Here is a 22,461-nt window from a genome sequence, read left to right as displayed (position 1 = left end):
GCGCTGAAACCAGCGCTTTTTTTTAAATAAAAATGTCTAAAATAAGAACCATCGCAAACGCCGCAAATGATAGAATCGTTTCCATCACTGTCCACGTTTTTAACGTTTGGGCAACTGACATGTTAAAGAATTCTTTGATTAACCAGAAGCCAGAATCATTTACGTGCGATAGCATCACCGAACCTGCGCCTGTTGCTAGCACCAATAGCTCTGGACTTACGTTTGGCATCGTTGCTGCAATGGGTGCGACAATACCTGCTGCTGTTGTCATTGCTACTGTTGCTGAACCAACTGCTGCACGAATTAACCCGGCAATCACAAACGCTAGTATGATAGGAGAAAGATGTGCATCTTGAGCAAATCCTGCAATCGCGTCACCCACACCGCTTGCTGTTAAAATTTTATTAAAACCGCCGCCTGCACCGATGATTAAAATGATCGAAGCAACGGGTCCAAGACATTCGTTTGTGAATTTTAATAAATCATCTTTGTTGTACCCTCTTGCAAAGCCGAACGAATAAAAAGCAAACACTAGCGAAATTAACAGCGCAACGATTGGACTTCCAATAAAATTTGTTACGTAGCGAATCGTACTTGTTTCTGGATAAACAAACCCAGTGATCGTTGCTAAAAGCATTAATAGTACTGGAAGTAAAATCGTGAATAACGTAATCCCGAAACCAGGAAGATCTTTATGCTTTGACTCTGTGAACTGCTCCATAATTTCACCCGTTGGCTCTACGTGAACACGGCGTGAAATGAACGATCCGTAAATCGGACCTGCTACGGCTGCAGCTGGAAAGGCCACAACTAATGAATACAAAATTGTTTTACCTAAATCTGCTTTAAAGATATCCACCGCTAGCATCGCTGCCGGATGCGGAGGCACTAAACTGTGAACAACGGCTAAACCGGCAATTAATGATAAACCAATTTTAATAAGTGACGTACCCGTATGCTTGGCAATTACAAACACAAGCGGAATTAATAACACAACACCAACTTGGAAAAAGACCGGGATACCGCAAATAACGGCTACAACCATCATTGCCCAGTGTACGTTCTTTTCACCGAATACGTTAATTAACGTGCGGGCAATACGCTCGGCTCCGCCTGACTCTGCCATCATTTTACCTAACATCGTTCCAAGACCAAGAACAATCGCGATAAATCCTAAGACGCTCGCTACTCCTTCTTGGAACGCCGTTACGATATCAGGCAGCTTCATACCTGAAATAAGACCCATAAACAAAGCCGCGACAATCAGTGCTACGAACGGATTTGTTTTAAATTTAGCAATTAAAAAGATAAGTCCGACAATCGATACAATCGCATACAGCAAAAGACTTGCTTCATGACTTAATCCGAATACTGAATTCATATGTTCATCCCCTTAGTGTGACCATTTTTCATGTACGTACATCCAAATAATGTATACGCTTTCAAATATTTTCTAAAGTGAACGCACCTCGTACGTTCACTTCTTTCTATTTACTTAGTAATTCAACCGTTTCTCGAAGCGTTGTTTTGGCTCCGACGTTTCCAGGGAAAATGATGTACGCAATGCCCGGAAACTTACTTTCGTCTCCCGTTACCCATACCGGAATGCCCGGCTTGATTTGTCCAGCAACGGTCGCACGCTTTACGGATAAGCCGTTTACGCCAATATCACTTGACGTAATGCCGCCTTTTGCGACGATAAAGTTTGGACGAACGTTTAAGCGGCGAACAATGCTTGTAACCGCATCTGAAATTTTTACCGATAATTTAAGCTCTTCTTCTTTTTTGCCTTCGCCAAGATCTAAGCGCTCGCGTCTTGTATACACAGCTACCGTTTGACCTTGTGAAATAAGCTTCTCTGCTTCATTGATAATACGGTTCACTTCTGCTTCAAACTTTTCAGGTTCTAAGACAAGATGACAATCAAATTCAATAAATTCAATGAAGCTGCATTTCTTTAATTCTTCTAACTGCTCTGTTGTTTTTTTAACATGCGAACCAACCATAATTAATCCGCCGTTTGACGACTTTTCTTTAATGAGCTCTTCTTTTGTTAAAAGGTCTTTGTCGCTCACGCCGCCCATCACTTTTGTTAGAGCCGCAGCGCTACGATACATAAAGTGCTTTCCAAGCTTCATCGCGCGAAGAAGTGCAATCGTCACAACTTTCACGTCCACATAATCTACTGCGTTCACGATCACTTTGTTAAAGTCTTTCACTTCCATTAACTGATTGGTAATCGTCACTAAATCAAGTGCACGAATGCTTCCAAGCGAAATATACGTCGTATGACTTGCTTTGAATTTTCCTTCTGACTTTTCTTCTACCCACTCGCCTAAATGAGATTTACTGTAGCCAAACGTACGGTCTTTTGCAAATTCCGTTTCTCCTGCCGGCACTAAGTAGTCTTCATCTTGCACGTAGTGAATGTTATCAATGGTGAATCGTCCGCCTTCTTTAAAGAAAGGAAAGATCACTTCGCCGTCAAGCACTTGATTGGAGTGCTGTTCAACCGTTTTCTTTAACACTTCTGTTTCTAACGGATAGTGACCGCGAAGAGTCGAATCACCTCTGCTGATAATTAAAAACTCTTTATTTACTTCAGCCGCCACCTCTGTAATAACAGCAGCAATGTCCGCATGGGCTTTTTCCGTTTCAGAAGCGGTAAATCCGCGTGAATTTGTTAGAATAAAAAACATGGAGTTTTCTTCTAAAAATCCTTGCTTAATGCTGTCTTTGCTCCAGTCTGTGTACACGGAAATACCGTTAACCGTTTGAACACCCGTCGGATCATCATCCAGTACGATGATTTTTTGATTAAACGTCAGCAGCTCTTCATCAAGCATTTTTTGTACAAGTGCCTCATCGACCCCTGGAATGTCTTTAAACACATCGCTTACAAGACGTTTTTCCTGCTGTTTAATCATGCTTCCACCTTCTTTTTCACTTCAACGTTTGCTAATTTTTCATAGTACTGCACAATTCCGCCGTGATCATCGCTTGCTTTTCCGTCTACTTTTAACGCATGGAAAATTTCCACAAGCTGACTTGAAAGCGGAAGCGGTACGCCAATGTCATGAGCCGTTTCCATCACGTTTGTCATATCTTTTAAGTTAATATCAATGCGTCCGCCTGCTACAAAGTTGCGGTCTAAAATCAGCGGTACTTTTGCATCTAATACAGCGCTTCCTGCTAATCCGCCGCGAATCGCTTGATACATTTTTTCAACGTCAATGCCTGCTTTGGCTGCTAGTACAAGTGCTTCAGACATCGCTGCGATATTTAAGTTTACAATGACTTGGTTTGCAAGCTTAGCCGTTACGCCGCTTCCGTTGTCACCAACAAGCGTTACTTCTGCTCCCATCGCATGAAGAATAGGTGAAACGCTTTCAAAGATATGTTCATTTCCTCCAACCATAATCGCAAGCGTACCATCAATTGCTTTTGGCTCTCCGCCGCTAACCGGAGCGTCTAGCATGTGAATTCCTTTTTGTGCGAGCTCAGCGGCAATTTCTTTTGATGCTACCGGTGAAATGGAGCTCATATCAATGATAACGCTTCCTTTTTTTGCGCTATGAATTAACCCTTCTTCTCCAAGCACTACGCTTTTTACATGATGTGAAGCCGGAAGCATCGTGATCATCACGTCGCTGTTCACCGCAACTTCAGCAAGGCTTTCTGCTCCAAATCCTCCTGCTGTCTTCACTTCTTCTACTGCTGCTTTATTAATATCGTAAACCGTTACCTCAAAACCTGCTTTTAATAAATTGAGCGTCATCGGTTTTCCCATAATTCCAAGTCCAATAAATCCAACGCGTTTTGTCATTTTCGTTTCCTCCCCTTGTTGTATACGTTTTCAAATACGTTTTAAAAAATAATGTATACGTTAAAATATTTTTTGTATACATTTCTGATAATTTTGTATACACTCATCATATTCGCATTCTATTTATTTGTCTAGCCTTTTTTAAAATGAAATTTATTTCCAAAAGCGAAACTTTCCGTCCCACCTTTTCACAAGTTATAGTATGATTTGGGTATACGCGTACAAAATGATAAAAACTAAAGAGAGAAAGAGACGAGATTTCCTCGTGTCGAATGCTAGAGGTGAAGCAGAGTATGTTAAGAAATCAAGGTTCTCGTTCGTCTCATCACCCTTCTTATGAAATGATTCGAGATAAAATTTTAAATGGTGAGCTTGAAGGCGGTACAAAAATTGTCGAAGAAAAATTAGCGAGCGAGCTTGGATTCAGCCGAACGCCGATTCGTGACTCCATCAGACGCTTAGAATATGAAGGACTGATTGTTCGAAAAAAAGTGGTGTCACCGACAGAAAAAGACTTACGCAACTTGTTTGAAGTACGAATGTTATTAGAAGGCTCAGCTTCTAAAGCTGCCGCAACTTTTTTGTCTGACAACGAATTAGAAGAATTAAAGGAATGCGTAGATATCGGAAGAAACGGCTCGTTTGAAGAAATTATGAGCGCAAATGAACGTTTCCACGCCATTATTGTGAACGCAAGCAACAATGAGGTAATGATTAATATCATCGACCGCATGCAGTCGATCATTTACTTATTCCGTCATACGGTCGTATTTTACAACCGCCCGTTTTTAATCGACGAACACGAAGACATTTATAACGCTATTAAAGAACGCAATGCCGAAAAAGCCGAAGCTTTAATGCAAGAGCATCTTCAAAAAGACTTAGAGTTTTGCCTGCATTTGCTTCAAAGAAGACAATAAAAAAGCTGCCGATTGGCAGCTTTTTTATACATACATCTTTTCTTTTGTAGAAATATCAGCTAACTGTCCGCTGCTGTTGTTGAACACCACGTGTTTTTTTGAAAACTTCGTTGGCGAATCAATACCGGCTGCTGCGGCCAAATTAAACAATCCTTCACGTAATGACAGCACGTAGTTGCACACGCGGTATGACTTTTCTTCAATAATAAGCGCTTTTTGCCGCTTAGGATCTGTTGTGGCTACACCGACTGGGCACTTATTGTTGTGACAAACCTCCGCTTGAATACAGCCAACAGAAAACATAAAGCCTCTGGCAATATTAACGCAGTCGGCACCTAATGATAAAGCCGTCGCAATTTTATCAGCCGTTAACAGCTTGCCCGATGCAAAAAGCTTCACTTCATCACGAACGCCATACTTTTTAAGCAGTTCATCCACAAAAGGAAGTCCTGAAAACAGCGGTACGCCCGCTCCGTCCGCTAATTCTTGAAACGATGCGCCGGTTCCGCCTTCTGCTCCGTCGATTGTAATAAAATCAGGACCGCTTCCCGTCTCTTTCATATACGCTGCCATTTCTTCAAGATCATTTGTGTTTCCAACAACCATTTTAATACCTACTGGCTTGCCGCCCACATCTCGAAGTTTTTCAATAAACTGGAACATTTCAGGATACGATGCAAACTCTTTAAAGCGGTTTGGACTGTCTACAGACTCTCCCGGCTTCAAGTTGCGGATTTCTGCGATTTCTTCCGTTACTTTTGAACCGTCTACATGACCGCCTCGCGTTTTAGCTCCTTGGGCGAGCTTGATTTCAAACGCTTTGATTTGCTTCATTTCGCTTTTCTTTTTAAATTCTTCCCATGAAAATTCGCCTTCTTTTGTCCGAACGCCATAGAGTCCTGGACCAATTTGAAAAATAATATCGACGTTTCCTTTTAAATGATAAGGTGACAGTCCGCCTTCTCCCGTGTTCATCCACGTGCCGCCTGCTCGTCCTAATCCTAGTGATAAAGCGGTAATCGCGTGGTCACCAAGCGCTCCAAAGCTCATGGCTGATTGACCGATTAATCCTTTTACAACAAACGGATTTTTGCATGAAGGCCCTATAACGATCGCATCTTCATCCCGCAAATAAAATGGATCCGCTTCTTTTTCTTCTCGGTGCTCTCTTCGGCTAAATAAGTTATCGGCGTCCATTTTATATACTTTTGTTTTAATTTTTTGCGTATTATCCGCTTTCATTTCATCGCGCTGCTTTGGAAACACCGCGTTTCGAATATAATAGCCCGGTTCATTAAAATCACGCTCTGAGCCAAACCCCATCATTCGGTTGAGGTATTTACCTGACTTAACGGTTTGTTCATATTGATTTCTAGAAAACGGCTTGCCTTCGTTATTATTTAAAAATAAATACTGACGCAGTTCAGGCCCCATTTTCTCAGAAATATAGCGCATTTTACCGAGCAGCGGATAGTTTCTCAAAACCGAATGCTCTTCTTGTTTTTCATCTTTTATCCAAAGAATAATAGCGATAATAACCGGCACTACAATCACAAGCATCATGACCGCGCCAAAAATAAGTAAAATGATTTCAAACACTCCCATGATATCCCTCCTAAAAAGACTCTCCTATGCGGAGAGTCACTGATTAAAGCATTCTGCTTAGTCCTTTACGAAGCGGCGGCATTTCGAGCTCATGTTCTTTAAAGAATTTTTTCATGATATGTTTTGAATAATTGGCTGCTTGTCCGAATGAAATTTTGCCTGGAAGCGGCGGTTCATCCGCAATAACAACATCAATTACCACTGGGACATTCGCAAGCGCTGCTTTTTCAAACGCTGTTTCGAGCTCCTCGTATTTTTCAACGCGGTAGCCAATTCCTCCGCATGATTCAGCAAACTTCGCAAAGTTCATTTCACCAAGCTGCGTTTGGTAATCCAAGTGACCTTGAAGCGCTTGTTCATATTTAATCATGCCGATTTCACTGTTATTAAGGACGACGACAACAATCGGCAGCTTGTACTTCACAGCCGTCACAAAATCTTGCATGACCATCGTAAAGCCTCCGTCACCGCATACGGCTACCGATTGTTTTTCAGGATGAGCAAGCTTTCCTGCAATGGCTGCCGGAAGTCCGCAGCCCATCGTTGCCAGCCAGCTTGAAACCACAAATTTTTGATTCGTCATGCGGAAATGTCTTGCCATCCATACCGTAACGTTCCCGACATCAACAGATACAATCGCATCATCCTCAACGATTTTTTGCAGCTTAGGAATGACTTGCTGCGGCTTGATTGGCGTACTCACTTCGTTTTCTTCTTTTTCTACGTGCTTCCACCAGTTTTCCATATTAACTTGACACTCTTCTAAGAAACGGCGGTTTTCTTGATAATCTAAATTATGCGTAAGCTGCGACAGCGTCGTTTTAGAGTCACCGACTAACCCGATCGATACAGGATAGCGTCTGCCGATTTGTGTGGCATCGGAATCAAGCTGTATTGCTTCGGCTCCATCTGGTAAAAACTCACGGTATGGATACGAAGTTCCAACCATAATCAGCAAATCGGTTTCTTCCATTGCTTCATACGCAGGCTTCGTCCCAAGCTGCCCGAGCTGGCCTAGATTATAAGGGTGACGGTCAGGCAGTATTCCTTTAGCGGGCAGCGTAAAAATAACCGGCGCTGCGATTTTCTCCGCAAACTGCGCTAGTTCGAGCTTCGCATGCTTTGCACCTGTTCCTGCTAAAATAACCGGTTTTTTTGCATATTTAATCGCTAGAAGCGCTTTAGCTACATCTTCCGGGTCACTATGAGAAATGGATTTTGATACATTCGCAATTGGCGTTTTTTCATCAATTTTAATCGTTGAAGACGGAATATCATCTGGAATAACTAATACCGCGACGCCTTTTTTCGCATAAGCCGTTCGAATCGCTTGCTGCAGCAGATGCGGAAATGATTCAGGTGAATCTACTCGGTGATTAAACACCGACACATCGTCAAAAACACGTTCTAAATTCACTTCTTGAAACGATTCATTACCAAGCTTCGCACGAGGCACCTGTCCCGCTAGCACTAGCACCGGTGCACCGTCTGCTTTTGCATCGTATAAGCCGTTTAATAAATGAATCGCACCCGGCCCTCCAATTGACAGACACACACCGATTTTGCCTGTAATTTTAGCGTAAGAAGATGCCGCCAGTGCGCCTACTTCCTCGTGACGGACTTGAATAAATTCAATTTCATCTTTTTCACTGCGCAGATTGTCCATAAAATGATTGATGGAATCTCCTGGCATACCGAAAATGTGATCAATATTCCATTCTTTTAATACCGACATAGCTGCTTTGCCAGCTGTAGTTTTTATCATATTCAGCCTTCCTTTCTTTAACGTTGTTTCTATTCCATACCACAATGAAAGAAAGACAAAACAAGGGACTTTCCCGTTTTTATGGAAAAGTCCCTTGTTTTCAGCTAAATAATTTAAATAAACTAAATTTTTTCATCGGCTCAGGGTCTAATTGATGCACCGGACGACCGTCGATAATCGCTTCCGCATTTTCAATAAAAAAATAAAGTTCTGAAGCACCGTACATATCGGAAATATAATCATACGCTTTTGAAAGTGAATAGTCGTGGTAATTGCGAGCATGAACGCCAGAGGCAATCACGTGGGCTAAGCGGTATTTAATAAATGTACACGCCGCTTTTCTTTCTTTTTTTCCGTTTAAACCGAGAATACTAGCGGCGCTTAGCTGAACAAGTACGCCTTTTTTAACAAGCTCATACAAACGCTCAGGGTGATCTCGGAAAATCGGATGACATTCTGGTGAACGTAGAATAGGCACAACGCCTTTTGTGAGAAGATCATACAGCGTTTTTTCAAAATAAGGTGAGATATCATATTCAGGCAGTGAAAGAAACAAATATTTATCCGTGTGATTAAGCGTAAGAAGCTGATTTCGCTCATAGTTTCGCAGAAGCTGAGGCGATAAAGGGACAAGCTGACCTGGTAATACTTGAAGAGGAATATATGAATTTGTAAGCCATTCATTAGCTGCGTTCACATAGAGAAATAAATGGTGTTTCATAAACTCTTGATCGCTGTCATAAAGCGGCGTAGCCACAACGGACTGAACGCCTTGATCCGCTAAGGAGCGTGCCATCTTCAAAAAGCCGTCTACTTCCTCAGGTCCGCTATCGATATTAGGCAATATGTACGTATGAATATCAATCACTTTATTTCCCTCCCTGCGTTTTGTATAGCTCTATTCTACGACGATTTCTCGTGTGAAACTATGTATTCTTCTCGACATTTACCACCACGAACCCCGGAAAACTGCGTACTTTCCTGTCATCTACTCAACTAACAATATTTTACTATCACTCTATGTGAAAACGCAAACATAATTTGTAAAATAACTCCAAATAATGATGATAAAAGAAGGGATTGAAATAGGTCTTTGTATGCAAATACCCTGATTAAACAGAAGTTAATCAGGGTACAAAGGGAAATTTAAAAGATTCCTAGAAATTTTGTTTTTTTGATGCGTTCAGGCTCTTGTTTATAAACAGCTTTCCCGCTCGCAATGGCCTCAGCATTTTCCATAAAATGATAAAGCTTGCTGTTGCCGTATTTTTTAGAAACGGCAGAATAAGCTTTTTGCAAGCCGTACTGCTGGTAGTTTTCACGATTTACACCTGATGCAATAACGTGTGCTAATCCGTGATCAATGAACTGATAAGCTGCTTTTTTAGCTTTACTGCCGTTGCCTCCCAGCACACTTTGTGCAGACAGCTGAACGACTGCTCCATTTTTTACGAGCTTGTACAAGTGCGCGGGATTCTCTACAAATAATGAATGGCACTCAGGCTCATTTAAAACCGGTACAATACCTTTTAGCTGAAGCTCGTATGCAATATTTTCTAACACTTCAATTTCCACGTCTTGTGGAATGTGTAAAAACATATATTTTTCATTTTCATTTATTGTCATCGTGTAATACTCTTCATTTGATATAATCATATTGGTAGAGGCAATTACTTTTTGACCTGGTAAAACGCTTAACGAAATAGAAGATTTTCTTAACCATTCATTTGCAAGATCAACACCTTCTCTACAGCTGGAATCTTTTCCGTCATAAAGAGGTGCTGCTACGACTTCTGTTACTCCTTGTTTCACTAATACATTTGCCATTTCTAAAAATTCTTCTACACTTTTGGGACCACTGTTCACATTTGGCAAGATATTGGTATATATATCTATCATTTTTTTCTCCTCTTTCTATGCCTCAGATCATGGATAGTATTCCATGAATTATATTATATCACAGGGCTTTTTTTCTATCTTCTAGCATAAGTATCTATTTTTGCTCATGCTCTCTTTTGGGATTGATAGACGTTCCTTTTGTATTGAAATGTAGCATTCTTTTCTTGAAGAAAATGTTAAAAAGAAATGAACTAAAATAGTTAGAGCATCATAATGAGTAAATGTACCTAAATGTTAATTGGATATTCCCTTCGAGATCTCCGTATTGAGTCCAAATTCTGGCTTCCTGTTTAACAATTAAAGTATATTTATAAATAAATTAATAATATTACTTACCTCCAAGCGTTCATGTCAGATGAAAAGCATAAATAGATGGAGCCTTAAGCACAGGCATTCTTAGCCAGCATACTATGAAAGATTTTTAGAACAGCTTAACGCTTTACTTTTACCTGTTGTAACAAATTAAAAAATAAAAGCACGCACCCTTTTTATAAGGTAGCGTGCTTTTTCATTATGAATTAGTAAAATACTCAGAGAGAAATTTAAACCATATCTTTTCTCCCTCTTCATTCGGTTGACCATTTTCATCAGATAAATACTTTAAAATGTCTTCCTCATTATAATTTGGCCATGCACTCCAATGATTTACAAACTCGTATCCATTTTCTTTAGCAAAGGTTTCTAAAGCATTTACATCGTTAGGGTAATTTTGAGCTTGATAGACCGGAGCTGATGGTTGAAAAATAGTAACTAGGTCTTTATTTTCACTTTCAATATGCTTCATAATAATTTGCAAGTTATCAATTGTATTGTTAATACCTACTACGCCGTTATCATTTAATAAAAATGGTTCAAAAAGCAAGATATCAGGCTTTGCTTTTGTAATTTCTTCATACGTTTTTGTTTTCACAAATTGTAATGTATTCATCTGTTTGTATTCATACAACTCTACATTTATTAAATCCGTTCCATATGTATCTTCTACTTTATCTTTCAGTAAAGTTCCCCACGTCTGTACGTCTTTCTCAGGAGCGGATCCGACAATTACAAGTTTTACAGGATTTCCTATTTTCTTTGCATTCTCTAATTTCTTTACAATTGATTCTGGCAGATTCTTAGTCTCGGTTTGCATATCTTTTTCTGTTTCTGCTGCGCTTACTTTTGTAGGCTTTGTTTCAAATTGTTTATCTAATTGATGATTCCAATACATCTTTCCTGCTACTAAAGATGAAACAAAGATGAGAATAGCAAATACGTTAATTAAAATTTTCATAAATTGTCTCCCTTACTATATCTTTCTTTTTTTCTTTTATTATAATATAATTTTAAAGTACATGAAGAAATTTGATTAAATTTGTCATTTTTTTAATCATTTTGACGTATTTTCTGATGAAAAAGATAAGAATAATGGCTTACATAGAAGACATTTATTTTATCAATACATAAGGAAAAGGAAGAGAGGCTTCATATGGAAGAACAAGTACAACCTTCAAATGCGCGCAGACGCAAGCGAAAGAAACCGAAAAAGAAACGCGCGTTCAAAATTATTCTTGGTATTATTTTAGTATTAATTCTAGGTGTAGCAGGCTATGCATATAGCATATGGCATTCCGTTGAAAAGACATTCACACAAACTCATGAACCGTTAAAACGTGATGTATCTGAAAAACGTTCAAATAAAGTGAGTTTGGAAAATGGCGATCCTATTTCTATTTTACTGTTAGGAGTAGATCAGCGTGCCGGTGACCGAGGACGTTCAGATTCTACTATTTTAATGACGGTAAACCCAAAGACACAGTCTATGAAGATGGTAAGTATTCCACGTGATACGCGAACTGAAATTGTAGGAAAAGGAACACAAGATAAAATCAACCATGCTTATGCTTTTGGTGGCGTAGATATGGCTGTAAATACGGTAGAAAAATTCTTAGATGTTCCTGTAGACTATTATGTTCAAGTGAATATGGAAAGCTTTAAAGACATTGTAGACGCTGTTGGGGGCGTAACTGTAAATAATAACCTTGCGTTTAATTACGACGGCTACAGCTTCCAAAAAGGACCTTTGAAATTAGATGGTAAAGAAGCATTGGCTTTCACCCGTATGCGTAAACAAGACCCTCGCGGTGACTTTGGACGTCAACAGCGCCAGCGTCAAGTAATTGAAGGCGTTATTGACGAAGGAGCTAGCGTTCAATCTTTAACAAACTACGGTACGATCTTAGATGCGATTGGTCAAAATGTAAAAACAAACCTTACATTTGATGATATGAAACAGATTCAATCAAACTATAAAGACGCACGTAAAAATTCAGAACAGCTGCAAATAAATGGAAAAGGCGAAAAGATTAACGGTATCTACTATTATGCCGTATCTGATGACACCCGTAACCAACTATCTACTGAATTAAAAGAAAGTTTAAATCTAAAATAAAAAATTTTAGAATCTTAAATTGCCTTTCTAAAACGGACATAAAAAGACGACATCCTTAAAATGTCGTCTTTTTGCTTTTATTTTTCTTATTTGTCCCTAGCTTTAATAACAGTAATAAAAGAACCAAAAAAAGAAGTTATTTTCATCTATTTTATATTGCCTGATAGACTTTTAAAAACTCCATTTGCTCATTTTCCCAATTGTATTTAAACTTAGCCGTTTTACAGTTATGACTCATCGTTGTACGTAACATAGGATCTCTTAACAACTGATTGACAGCACTAGCAATCTCTTCGTAATCATGCGAGTCTACACACAATCCTATGTGCTCGCCTTCTACTACTTTTTTAATCTCCGGGAAATCACATGCTACCACAGGCACATCGCTCATGATATATTCAAATAATTTATTTGAAGAAGCTGAGTAATGATTGAAACAAACATTATTTAATACTTGAAAACCTAAGTACGCACTTTTTGTATACTTCGGTAAATCTTGTAGCGGTACTTTCGGAATGAATTTCACTTTATCTTCTAACTTCATTTCCGCTACCATACGCTCTAGCTCTGGTTTAATACGTCCATCTCCAATAAAGACTAGTGTCCCCTCTTTAAATAACGGCGCTGCTTGAACAAGCTTTTCAAGGCCTCTTCCCGTTTGAATACCACCTTGATACAACAGAATCTTTTCATTTTCAGGAAGCCCTAAACGTTCATGTAAATCAATCGTTTCTTGATCACGCTTTTTGGGTTGAAATGGATAGTTGTAAACGACGTTCGGATAAAAACCATATAAATCTTCATTGTATTTTGCACGCGTATGATTTTCTACAATCATAGAGTCAATTTTATTAATAAAGAAAGATTCCATCTTTGCGTATACACCGCTGTCGTAGCCCGTCCTGCTCGTTTGCACCTCGTGAGAATCATAGACAAGATACTTACGCTTAAAGCGAAGCTTTGAACAGATAAATCCTTGAGGCAACGTATTTAAATCATTCGAGTGATAAATCTCGTATTTCTTCTTCCTGCCTTTTAAAATCATCCTTAAGATAATACTTCCTCTTACCCAGACCACTTGCAGCTTCGTTTTTAATAACAGAGCAGCTACAATTGTAACAGGAAGGACTACGTAAGGAGCTACGTACGCTGCTCCTAACCACAGTAAAAAAGCGATCAGAGCAAGCACTTTATATTTTAGAAGTGCACGATACGCTTTTTTCATAAAAAGCAGCGAGGAAGGATAACGCTTTACGCGATGAACGTGAAAATGTTCGTTTACTTCTTCATACTGTTTCAAATCCGGATTGTTCGGGTCGTGAATACAAATTAAATCAACGGCATAACCATTCTCTGATAAAGCCGTACATTCGCGCAGGACACGCGCGTCATTGGTAAAATGATTCCATACAAACATACAAACATTTTTTCTCATAACACTTCAACCTTATCCACTGATTCTGGCTGCTCTATATGCAGCTGCTCAGAACTTTTATTCTCAATTAAACGTATTAATACTTCAATATTTTTCTCCCAGAAGAAATGATTTTTCACATAATTTAAGCTATTACGAGACATTTCACTTCTTTTAGAAGGATTCTGATACAAGTATAAGATATGTCTTAGCATGTCATCTGCTGTATTCGTATCTGATACAATTCCAGCTTCATGTGAAACAATCACGTCTTTAGCATAGCCAGAAACCGAAGCGACAATAGGAATACCACACGTCATATAATCAATGATTTTACCAGGAAGAACCGTTTCAAATACTCGATTACCGTTCAACGTCACAATTCCAATATGGTGTTCAGAAATAATATGTAAACATTCTTGACGAGTAGTCGGTTTAATAAATCGAACATTTGTTAACTTATGCTCTTTGGCAAAACGTACAAATTCTTTCTTTTTAAACCCATATCCCATGACTGTCAATTCAATACTATACTCATTTAATTCTTTTGCAAGTTCCATTAGAACCGTTACATCTTGTGCTAAACCAATATTGCCTGCATACATAACTTTAAATACGTCGCTTCCAGATTCAATCATCGAAATTTCATTACGATTTGCAGCATTAGGCATAAAATGAATTTTATTTAACGGAATAGCATATTTCTCTGTCATAAACCGAATAAAGCCTTCGCTGTTTACAATAATATGATCAGCTTTCACATAGAGAATTTTTTCTAGGCGGCTGAACACAGAAATAACGACTGGGTAATTGAATACCCCTACGCCTTTTAACGATTCGGGCCATAAATCTCGAATGTCTAAAATAAGTGGCCTCCGGTAACGGTATTTGGCAAGCAGCCCGACGACAGCAATAAAAATAGGCGGAGATGTAACGAAAATCACATCGTACTGTTTTCGGTCGGTTAAAATGAATAGCATCATTTTAAAAGCAATTTCTAAATAATACATTAAACGATTGATAATACTTCTAGAATACTTGCGATTTTTCACACCAATGCGCGTTACATCATTTTCTTCATCAATTGACTCATCATCCCAAAACTGTTCGTCATGATAGATCTTTTTATTTGGATATGTGGGCTCAGTCGTCAGTACATTTACGTCATAATTTTCATCTTTTAAGAGTTTATATATATTTTTTATACGATTTCCTGCACTACCGATTTCAGGATAAAAATGTTGAGAAATCACAAGTACCCTTTTTGTCAAAGCAACTTCACTCCAATACAATTTCACTAGCTCGCCAAGCGAACTAGTGAAACATCAATTAAGCTTTTACGTTTTCTCTCTGTAATAGCTCATCCATAAATGTAAGTAAATCATCACGTAAATCTTCATGCTGAAGAGCAAATTCTAGCGACGTTTGAATAAATCCGAGCTTTTCACCCACATCGTAACGTTTCCCTTCAAAGTCGTAAGCAAATACGCGCTGAATTTCGTTAAGCTTTTGAATCGCATCCGTTAATTGAATCTCTCCGCCTGCGCCTATTTCCTGCTGTTCTAAAAACTTGAAGATTTCAGGCGTGAAGATATAGCGTCCCATAATAGCTAGATTAGAAGGTGCTGTTCCTAGCGCTGGCTTTTCAACGAATGTATCCACTTGGTAGCGGCGTCCATTGCTTGAAATAGGATCTACAATTCCATAACGATTCGTTTCGTTTTCTGGAACCGTCTGCACACCGATCACAGAAGATAATGTTTCGTCATACTGATTCATCAGCTGGCGCAGGCAAGGTGTTTCTGCTTGAACAATGTCGTCTCCGAGCAGCACAGCAAACGGCTCATCTCCAATAAATTTGCGCGCACACCAAACCGCATGCCCTAATCCTTTTGGCTCTTTTTGACGGATGTAGTGAATTTCTACATTCGCTGATTGACGCACTTTTTCTAGAAGCTCGAACTTTTCTTTTTCTACAAGGTTTTGTTCTAGTTCAGGAGCATTATCAAAATGATCTTCAATCGCACGCTTTCCTTTACCCGTTACGATAATGATATCTTCAATACCAGATTCAATTGCTTCTTCAATGATGTACTGAATAGTCGGTTTGTCTACAATTGGAAGCATTTCTTTTGGCATTGCTTTTGTTGCTGGCAAGAAACGTGTACCTAATCCCGCAGCTGGAATAATCGCTTTTTTTACTTTTGACATGATTAAACTTCCCCCATCTACTAATTACTTATTTTGAGCACTAAAATATTCGCTAATCGCATCAGCAATACGTTTTGAAGCAAAGCCATCACCGTACGGGTTAGATGCTTTAGACATACGAGCATATTCTTCTTCATTTGTTAGAAGCTCTTTAGCAAGTGAATAAATAGTTTCTTCTTCTACACCTGCAAGCTTCAACGTTCCAGCTTCAATGCCTTCAGGACGTTCTGTTGTATCACGCAGCACTAATACCGGTACACCTAATGAAGGAGCCTCTTCTTGCACGCCGCCTGAATCCGTTAAAATGATATGAGCACGCGAAGCGAAATTATGGAAGTCCACTACTTCTAGAGGTTCAATTAATTGAATGCGAGGATCATTTCCTAACACTTCATCTGCCAATTCACGAACAACAGGATTTAAATGCACAGGATAGACAACTTGTACGTCATCATGTTCCTCTACAATTCGTTTAATCGCGCGGAACATATTGCGCATTGGTTCACCAAGATTTTCACGGCGGTGAGCAGTTAACAGAATTAGGCGGTCGTCGCCTACACGATCTAATACCGGATGAGAATATTCTTCTAACACGGTCGTTTTCAGTGCATCAATTGCTGTGTTTCCTGTAATAAACAACGTTTCTTCTTTTTTATTTTCCTTCAATAAGTTATGAGCAGATTTTGTAGTAGGAGCAAAATGAAGGTCCGCTAATACTCCTGTTAACTGGCGGTTCATTTCTTCCGGGTACGGAGAATATTTATTCCATGTACGAAGACCCGCTTCTACATGACCTACTTTGATTTGATTATAAAAAGCCGCAAGACCTGCGATGAAGGTTGTTGTTGTATCGCCGTGAACAAGTACGATATCAGGCTGAACTTCTTTCATGACTTGATCTAGTCCTTGAAGTCCGCGTGTTGTGACGTCCATAAGCGTTTGACGGTCTTTCATAATGTTCAAGTCGTGATCCGGTGTAATATCAAACACACGCAGCACTTGATCTAGCATTTCACGGTGCTGAGCGGTTACTGTCACGATAGATTCAAATTCTTCTGAACGTTTATTTAATTCTAATACAAGGGGAGCCATTTTAATGGCTTCTGGACGTGTTCCAAAAATCGTCATTACTTTAATACGCTGTTGCAATGTAGTCACCTAGTTTCATTAAATTATGTATAAAAGCACTAGTATTTTTAATAGAAAATACTAGTCTCTTTTTTTATAAAGTTCTTGTTCTTTCTGCTGAATGGCATGTGCTAAATGTTTCTTTAAAATCAGCAGCTGATCGTAAGATGCATCTTGGTACATATACCGCACAGCCTTTTTCACACTCTTAGGTAAATGATTAAATTCTTTCATGGTTTCTATACTGCTCAATAGCTTCTACCCTCTATACATTAAAAAATGCCTAGAAACTTTTTCCGCATAATTTTTTCTGGAGATTCTTTGTAACACTGTGTACCGTCGACAACACATTGAGCGTTTTCTAGAAACATATAATAATAATCTCTTCCATGCTCACTTTCAATCACATCAATCGCATCTTGCATATGAAAAGAGCGATGCTGGAGATTATGGGCGTCTGAGGAAACAAAGTGCACGAGGTTGGCGTCTATTAACTGGTGAGAAAATTTCGTTATTTTCTTTCCAAAGTGTCCAACCAAGCTAGAAGCTGTAACTTGAGCTAATGCTCCTTTATTAATAAAGTTATAGAGAAGATTAGGATCTTCTAACAATCGACTGTTTCGTTCTGGATGGACAATAATAGGGATGATTCCCTGTGATTGAATATCAAACAGCAGCCGCTCCGCATATCGAGGGACTTGGCTCGAAGGAAATTCAACAAACAAGTATTTTCCCGTATTATTTAAAGTGAGAATTTTGCCTTGATTATAGTCGTCTAAGAGTTCACCGTAAATACGGTTTTCTTGACCAGGTAAAATGGTTAATGGCACTCCTTCACGAACTAATAAACTATTTAACTGTTCAACACTCTGTAAAATAGCTTCTTTTTCATTGAGATATCTGCCATTCTGATGATGAGGCGTGGCAACAATTGCCGTGATGCCTTCTGATACGGCTCGCTTCGCCATTTCAATACTCATCTCGTTACTTGCAGAACCATCATCCACTTCAGGCAAAATGTGACAATGTAAGTCAATCATCTACTCTCACCCCTATCCTTCTTAAGACCTAATAAAAGCAATACTTATGTTAGCATATTATAACATGTATTTCTATGTCTTTTTTTGTCGAAACATCTGCAAACCAACGCCCTGTAAATATTTAAGAATAGTCTGAATACATCTATTCATTTCATTCGAACTACTAAACAAGCCCTAAAATGTGCTGTTCATCGAGAAAAACCTACTTTTTAGCTATAATGTAAGCACATGAATAAACAGCAAATTTTTACTAATTCCTTACAAATACTTCAACCATGAAAAATCTCACATTTTAATTTTTTTATAACAATAGTCATAATTTCTTATACGTTTCTTCTATAAAAATACGCCAAAAAGCCTCCTCGCTAGCACATGCTAGCGAGGAGGCTTTGATTAATTGGTACCATAATAATAATAGTAGTTACCTTCTTCTACTTTTCGGTTATTTAACACAACCCCAAGCAGCTTGCCTTGCGCGTTGCTTAACAGCTCTTTCGATTTTAACGCAGCGTCTTTCTCTGTTTTACCGCTGCTGACTACTAAAATCGTACCGTCTACTTGATTCGCTAAAATCTGCGCATCAGCCACAGCTAAAATCGGAGGCGTATCAAAAATGATCATATCAAACTGCTCTTTCATTTCTTTTAACAGTTCGGCCATCTGAGCAGATGCTAACAGTTCAGATGGATTTGGCGGAATAGGACCGCTTGTTAAAACAGAAAGATGAGGAATTTCTGATTCTTGAACCGCTTGCGCTAACGTAGATTGACGAGTTAACACATTCGTAAGACCAATATGGTTTTCTAATCGGAACGTGTAATGACCCGTTGGTTTACGTAAATCAGCATCAATTAGTAGTACCTTTAAACCTTGCTGTGCGTAAACCGTTGCTAGATTAGAAGCTGTTGTGGACTTCCCTTCTTCAGCACCGCTTGATGTGACAACAATCGTTTTAATGTCTTGATCAACGTTTGAGAACTGAATATTTGTACGAATTGTACGGTACTGTTCCGCTACCGGATCTTTTGGACTGTTATGAGCAAGCAAACGTCTTTTTAACGTCAGCATTTTATCATTTTTTTGAGCTTTGTTTTTACGAGCCATACGTCTCACCTCTTTGCGGTACGCGAGCAGCTACATCTGGTCGCGATACGTTTGATGGCTTAGGTACATCTTTAATGTTCGTCACAATTCCAATCACAGGAAGATCTAGAATATTTTCAATATCTTGCTCGGTCTTTAACGTGTTGTCTAAGTATTCAAGTAAGAATGACAACCCGATACCTACCATCAAACCAACTACGACCGCAATCGCAATATTTAAAAGAGGCTGAGGCTTAACCGGACTTGCACTTTCGCCAAGCGTTGCTTTTGACAGCACGCTCACATTATCCACATTCATAATCTTAGGCACTTCTTTTTTGAAAACCGAAGCCGTTGTATTCGCAATATCAGTCGCACGCTTCGCACTTGTATCTTGTACGACAATCTGTGCTACCTGCGAGTCCTGTGCGTTTGTTACTTGAATTTGACCGCTTAGGGATTGAGCGGACGTATCAAGTTTTAGCTCTTTAATCACTTTATCTAAGATAGCCGGACTTTTAATAATATCATTGTACGTGTTAATCAGCTGTACGTTCGTTTGAACGGTTTGCGTATTGTACAATTGCTGATCATTTTTCGCTTGATTGACTAAAATTTGTGTCTTTGATTCGTACACAGGCGTTAGCACAAAAAAGCTAATCACTCCACTTACGGTTGCAGCGATAATTGTAATCAGTACAATAAGCCAAAGACGCTTACGAAGCACTGCAAACAACTCTCGCAAACTAATTGTCTCTTCCATAGTTGACCTCCGAACTTAGTAACTTCTAAAAATTCAATATACTGTTCATTATAGTTGACAAAAGATTCTTTTACTATATTCTTTTGTAAATTAAATGACATATTGACAGTTCTTATTTTTTCTTTCTATCTTTATATCGGCATAGCATGTAAAATATTTATACCATTTATGATAAATGGCCTATTATGTTCTTACACGGTCCGTTAGATTTTTGCCATAGCTCCAGCAACATTTGCAGCTTCGTATATACGTTTAACCTTCTCATTTGGATGAGAAGCAATAACTTCGAGCTGGCCTGTTAAAGTAAATGCTTCAATCGAACTTGGCAAAATAAAATGATCTCCTTTTTGCAGCGGAAACTCTCCTTCTTCTGTCAAAAGCATTCCGTTTCCTTCAATGACGCTTCCTAGTGTAAAGTGCTGCGTTTGAACTAGCTCAAGGGAAGACTGTATGTCCCATTTGTAGACAGAAAAATAATCTTCTTCTAAAAAAGTAGTGATGGTGCCGCCTTTTTCTTGAATACTAATAGGCTCTATATGTGATTCAGTGTGAGGAATGGTTGTCACGTCAATCGCTTTTTCTAAGTGAAGTTCTCGCAGCTTTCCTTCTTGTCCGAGGCGATTATAGTCATACACACGATACGTTGTATCTGAACTTTGCTGTGTTTCAAGAACGAGAGTTCCTTCACAAAGAGCATGCAGCGTACCGCTTGGAACATAGAAAAAATCACCGGGCTTGATTTTTACACGCTGCAATAAATCATTCCAGTGACCTTCGTTTACTAACTGCATAAATTCTTCTTTACTTTGTGCACGGTGACCAAAAATCATCGTCGCATCTTCTTTACAGTCTAAGATATACCAGCATTCTGTTTTCCCGAGCTCACCATTTTCGAACTCCTGTGCATACTCATCACCTGGATGCACTTGAATGGATAAATCATCATTGGCATCTAAAATTTTTGTTAAAAGCGGAAAGCAAGGACTATTAAAATGCCCAAATATCTCTGGATGCTCATCCCAAAGCTCACCTAGCGTTTTGCCGGCATAATAACCTTCTCGAACTGTATTCGGGCCGTTTGGATGAGCTGAAATCGCCCAGCACTCGCCCGTCTGAGCAGAAGGTATACGATACCCGTACTGACTCTCCAACTCCGTTCCACCCCAGATACGTTCTTGAAATAGAGGCGCTAAAAAAATAGGTGCTTTTTTCATCGTTTTGAATGAACTCCTTACTAACTGTTTATTTTTTTATTGATTTCTTCGGCGATATGCATCGCTTCATTTTTATAGCGATTGATTTGCTGCCGCCTGCATGTCTCAATAAGCGAAGGAGTTACTACTAAACCTTCTAACTCTTTCCACTCTATTAAGTCGCATAGCTGATGACGAACTAAATAATCAATCGTATGACGATCTTCTTTCATGCTGCTGCGATTTGTAATCAACAGCGGCACACCAGCGCAAACCGCTTCACTAATCGTGCCCCAGCCTGCTTTTGTTAAACCAAGATCAGCTGCTGCTACATAGTGCTGCGTTTCTGTTTCATCTTGAGGAATTTTATAAACATTGGGATGAGTAACATCAACATTCGATGAAACGATAAACTTGCAGTTTGGACTTTGCCAAATAGGCAAGTCCGACAACGTTCCAATATCTACTTTCATACCCAGACCGAAGTAGATGATGTAACTCTCACCTTCAGGATCAATCTCTTTACGAATACGCTGTACTTCAGAATCGTTTATTTCTCTTGAATAAAAACCAAAGCTTTGATTTTCTTTGATACCCCAATGTGGCTCATCACTACATGCTAGCGAAAACTGATACGTCATCTGCTTATAACGTTTTTCTAAAAATTCCAGCGATAGCTCTCCAATTAACCCTTCGTATGCTGTAAACCAAGTGAAATTTGATATTCCTAAAGAAGGCAATTTTAATAGATAGGCACCTGCGATCCCTAACGGAGAAATATCCGAAATCACGAATGAAACGTTGGCTACTTTCATAAAGTGCTTCTCATACATAAGCTTCGTATGAAAGCTTGATACATAAGAAGCAACTTGACGATTCAACAAATCAGCGTCTGGTTCTAGTGAATTTTCTTTTAGCACGTAGCCGACATCCGTTAAAATCTCTCGAAACCTCACACGACGTTCATATCTAAAAGATTGTCTGAGAAACTCAATCGCAAATGAATGACAAATAATAATTTCTATTTCTTCATTTTGCTTTAATAATTGACGAATAATGGCCGTGCTTCTAGTCGCGTGGCCATATCCGTAGTCTGAAATGTAATAGGCAATTGTTTTCAACCAGAAGCACCTCCTCATTAGTTACATAAAAAAATAGAAGCTTTTACTGTATCTAAGCTTCT

At 39.1% G+C, this 22,461-nt stretch carries 20 protein-coding genes; 2 read left to right on the top strand and 18 right to left on the bottom strand.

Going from position 1 to position 22,461, the window contains the following annotated elements:
- Window positions 1-22 precede the first annotated feature (22 nt).
- The 3 genes from BG04_RS17250 to garR form a co-directional block, all read right to left on the bottom strand.
- Window positions 23-1,381 carry a GntT/GntP/DsdX family permease gene (locus tag BG04_RS17250; RefSeq protein WP_034653701.1) on the bottom strand — a complete coding sequence of 453 codons (1,359 nt, stop codon included), beginning with the start codon at window positions 1,379-1,381 and terminating at the stop codon, window positions 23-25.
- A gap of 106 nt (window positions 1,382-1,487) precedes the next feature.
- Window positions 1,488-2,927: a four-carbon acid sugar kinase family protein gene (locus BG04_RS17245; RefSeq protein WP_034653703.1), complete on the bottom strand. Its 1,440-nt coding sequence runs from the start codon at window positions 2,925-2,927 to the stop codon at window positions 1,488-1,490.
- Entirely contained in the window at window positions 2,924-3,826 is a 903-nt protein-coding gene (garR, locus tag BG04_RS17240; RefSeq protein WP_034653705.1) for a 2-hydroxy-3-oxopropionate reductase, read from the bottom strand. The genes BG04_RS17245 and garR overlap by 4 nt, the downstream gene beginning before the upstream one ends.
- 293 nt (window positions 3,827-4,119) lie before the next feature.
- Between garR and BG04_RS17235 the strand changes: the two genes are divergently transcribed.
- Window positions 4,120-4,746 (top strand): GntR family transcriptional regulator, encoded by a 627-nt coding sequence (locus BG04_RS17235; protein WP_034653707.1) that lies wholly within the window; start codon window positions 4,120-4,122, stop codon window positions 4,744-4,746.
- Window positions 4,747-4,770: 24 nt separating this feature from the next.
- On the opposite strand, the gene BG04_RS17230 is transcribed toward BG04_RS17235, so the two are convergent.
- The 5 genes from BG04_RS17230 to BG04_RS17210 all read right to left on the bottom strand — a co-directional run bounded on the left by BG04_RS17230 (window position 4,771) and on the right by BG04_RS17210 (window position 11,288).
- Complete coding sequence (locus tag BG04_RS17230; protein WP_034653710.1) at window positions 4,771-6,351, bottom strand: FMN-binding glutamate synthase family protein; 1,581 nt, start codon at window positions 6,349-6,351, stop codon at window positions 4,771-4,773.
- Between the two features lie 43 nt (window positions 6,352-6,394).
- Window positions 6,395-8,116, bottom strand: coding sequence for a pyruvate oxidase (locus BG04_RS17225; protein ID WP_034653712.1), 1,722 nt, complete (start codon window positions 8,114-8,116; stop codon window positions 6,395-6,397).
- 100 nt (window positions 8,117-8,216) lie between these two features.
- Window positions 8,217-8,984: a tyrosine-protein phosphatase gene (locus tag BG04_RS17220; RefSeq protein ID WP_034653715.1), complete on the bottom strand. Its 768-nt coding sequence runs from the start codon at window positions 8,982-8,984 to the stop codon at window positions 8,217-8,219.
- 278 nt (window positions 8,985-9,262) lie between these two features.
- Window positions 9,263-10,015, bottom strand: a complete 753-nt coding sequence (locus BG04_RS17215; RefSeq protein WP_034653720.1) for a CpsB/CapC family capsule biosynthesis tyrosine phosphatase — start codon at window positions 10,013-10,015, stop codon at window positions 9,263-9,265.
- A gap of 511 nt (window positions 10,016-10,526) precedes the next feature.
- Window positions 10,527-11,288, bottom strand: a complete 762-nt coding sequence (locus BG04_RS17210; RefSeq protein ID WP_034653723.1) for an SGNH/GDSL hydrolase family protein — start codon at window positions 11,286-11,288, stop codon at window positions 10,527-10,529.
- Between the two features lie 195 nt (window positions 11,289-11,483).
- Between BG04_RS17210 and tagU the strand changes: the two genes are divergently transcribed.
- A complete protein-coding gene (gene tagU, locus BG04_RS17205) occupies window positions 11,484-12,446 on the top strand; it encodes a polyisoprenyl-teichoic acid--peptidoglycan teichoic acid transferase TagU (RefSeq protein ID WP_034653725.1) in 963 nt (320 codons plus the stop codon).
- Window positions 12,447-12,597: 151 nt separating this feature from the next.
- On the opposite strand, the gene BG04_RS17200 is transcribed toward tagU, so the two are convergent.
- From BG04_RS17200 to BG04_RS17160, 10 genes are all read right to left on the bottom strand, one after another.
- Window positions 12,598-13,881, bottom strand: a complete 1,284-nt coding sequence (locus tag BG04_RS17200; protein WP_034653727.1) for a glycosyltransferase — start codon at window positions 13,879-13,881, stop codon at window positions 12,598-12,600.
- Window positions 13,878-15,131, bottom strand: a complete 1,254-nt coding sequence (locus BG04_RS17195; protein WP_034653730.1) for a glycosyltransferase family 4 protein — start codon at window positions 15,129-15,131, stop codon at window positions 13,878-13,880. The genes BG04_RS17200 and BG04_RS17195 overlap by 4 nt, the downstream gene beginning before the upstream one ends.
- 58 nt (window positions 15,132-15,189) lie before the next feature.
- A complete protein-coding gene (galU, locus tag BG04_RS17190) occupies window positions 15,190-16,071 on the bottom strand; it encodes a UTP--glucose-1-phosphate uridylyltransferase GalU (protein WP_034653733.1) in 882 nt (293 codons plus the stop codon).
- Window positions 16,072-16,095: 24 nt separating this feature from the next.
- The gene (gene wecB / locus BG04_RS17185; protein ID WP_034653736.1) at window positions 16,096-17,220 is read right to left on the bottom strand and encodes a non-hydrolyzing UDP-N-acetylglucosamine 2-epimerase; all 1,125 of its coding nucleotides are present in this window, start codon (window positions 17,218-17,220) and stop codon (window positions 16,096-16,098) included.
- A gap of 60 nt (window positions 17,221-17,280) precedes the next feature.
- On the bottom strand, window positions 17,281-17,451 hold the full coding sequence (locus BG04_RS30590) for a hypothetical protein (protein ID WP_155276311.1): 171 nt from the start codon (window positions 17,449-17,451) through the stop codon (window positions 17,281-17,283).
- Window positions 17,452-17,471: 20 nt separating this feature from the next.
- Window positions 17,472-18,239, bottom strand: coding sequence for a tyrosine-protein phosphatase (locus tag BG04_RS17180; protein WP_034653739.1), 768 nt, complete (start codon window positions 18,237-18,239; stop codon window positions 17,472-17,474).
- Window positions 18,240-18,632: 393 nt separating this feature from the next.
- Window positions 18,633-19,343 carry a CpsD/CapB family tyrosine-protein kinase gene (locus BG04_RS17175; RefSeq protein WP_034653741.1) on the bottom strand — a complete coding sequence of 237 codons (711 nt, stop codon included), beginning with the start codon at window positions 19,341-19,343 and terminating at the stop codon, window positions 18,633-18,635.
- Complete coding sequence (locus BG04_RS17170; RefSeq protein WP_034653743.1) at window positions 19,333-20,085, bottom strand: YveK family protein; 753 nt, start codon at window positions 20,083-20,085, stop codon at window positions 19,333-19,335. The genes BG04_RS17175 and BG04_RS17170 overlap by 11 nt, the downstream gene beginning before the upstream one ends.
- Before the next feature lie 203 nt (window positions 20,086-20,288).
- Window positions 20,289-21,299, bottom strand: coding sequence for a mannose-6-phosphate isomerase, class I (gene manA, locus BG04_RS17165; protein ID WP_034653745.1), 1,011 nt, complete (start codon window positions 21,297-21,299; stop codon window positions 20,289-20,291).
- A 20-nt stretch (window positions 21,300-21,319) separates the two neighbouring features.
- Window positions 21,320-22,399 (bottom strand): glycosyltransferase, encoded by a 1,080-nt coding sequence (locus tag BG04_RS17160; RefSeq protein ID WP_051975625.1) that lies wholly within the window; start codon window positions 22,397-22,399, stop codon window positions 21,320-21,322.
- Window positions 22,400-22,461 lie beyond the last annotated feature (62 nt).

Source organism: Priestia megaterium NBRC 15308 = ATCC 14581 (assembly GCF_000832985.1).
Classification (GTDB): domain Bacteria; phylum Bacillota; class Bacilli; order Bacillales; family Bacillaceae_H; genus Priestia; species Priestia megaterium.
Note: the sequence above shows the minus strand (reverse complement) of the source record. Positions and strands in the feature narration are given on the sequence as shown.

Bases quoted from the DNA above. Each gene is read 5' to 3' on its own strand.
- BG04_RS17250 (WP_034653701.1), bottom strand. From the start codon at position 1,381: ATGAATTCAGTATTCGGATTAAGTCATGAAGCAAGTCTTTTGCTGTAT.
- BG04_RS17245 (WP_034653703.1), bottom strand. From the start codon at position 2,927: ATGATTAAACAGCAGGAAAAACGTCTTGTAAGCGATGTGTTTAAAGAC.
- garR (WP_034653705.1), bottom strand. From the start codon at position 3,826: ATGACAAAACGCGTTGGATTTATTGGACTTGGAATTATGGGAAAACCG.
- BG04_RS17235 (WP_034653707.1), top strand. From the start codon at position 4,120: ATGTTAAGAAATCAAGGTTCTCGTTCGTCTCATCACCCTTCTTATGAA.
- BG04_RS17230 (WP_034653710.1), bottom strand. From the start codon at position 6,351: ATGGGAGTGTTTGAAATCATTTTACTTATTTTTGGCGCGGTCATGATG.
- BG04_RS17225 (WP_034653712.1), bottom strand. From the start codon at position 8,116: ATGATAAAAACTACAGCTGGCAAAGCAGCTATGTCGGTATTAAAAGAA.
- BG04_RS17215 (WP_034653720.1), bottom strand. From the start codon at position 10,015: ATGATAGATATATATACCAATATCTTGCCAAATGTGAACAGTGGTCCC.
- BG04_RS17210 (WP_034653723.1), bottom strand. From the start codon at position 11,288: ATGAAAATTTTAATTAACGTATTTGCTATTCTCATCTTTGTTTCATCT.
- tagU (WP_034653725.1), top strand. From the start codon at position 11,484: ATGGAAGAACAAGTACAACCTTCAAATGCGCGCAGACGCAAGCGAAAG.
- BG04_RS17200 (WP_034653727.1), bottom strand. From the start codon at position 13,881: ATGAGAAAAAATGTTTGTATGTTTGTATGGAATCATTTTACCAATGAC.
- galU (WP_034653733.1), bottom strand. From the start codon at position 16,071: ATGTCAAAAGTAAAAAAAGCGATTATTCCAGCTGCGGGATTAGGTACA.
- BG04_RS17180 (WP_034653739.1), bottom strand. From the start codon at position 18,239: ATGATTGACTTACATTGTCACATTTTGCCTGAAGTGGATGATGGTTCT.
- BG04_RS17175 (WP_034653741.1), bottom strand. From the start codon at position 19,343: ATGGCTCGTAAAAACAAAGCTCAAAAAAATGATAAAATGCTGACGTTA.
- BG04_RS17170 (WP_034653743.1), bottom strand. From the start codon at position 20,085: ATGGAAGAGACAATTAGTTTGCGAGAGTTGTTTGCAGTGCTTCGTAAG.
- manA (WP_034653745.1), bottom strand. From the start codon at position 21,299: ATGAAAAAAGCACCTATTTTTTTAGCGCCTCTATTTCAAGAACGTATC.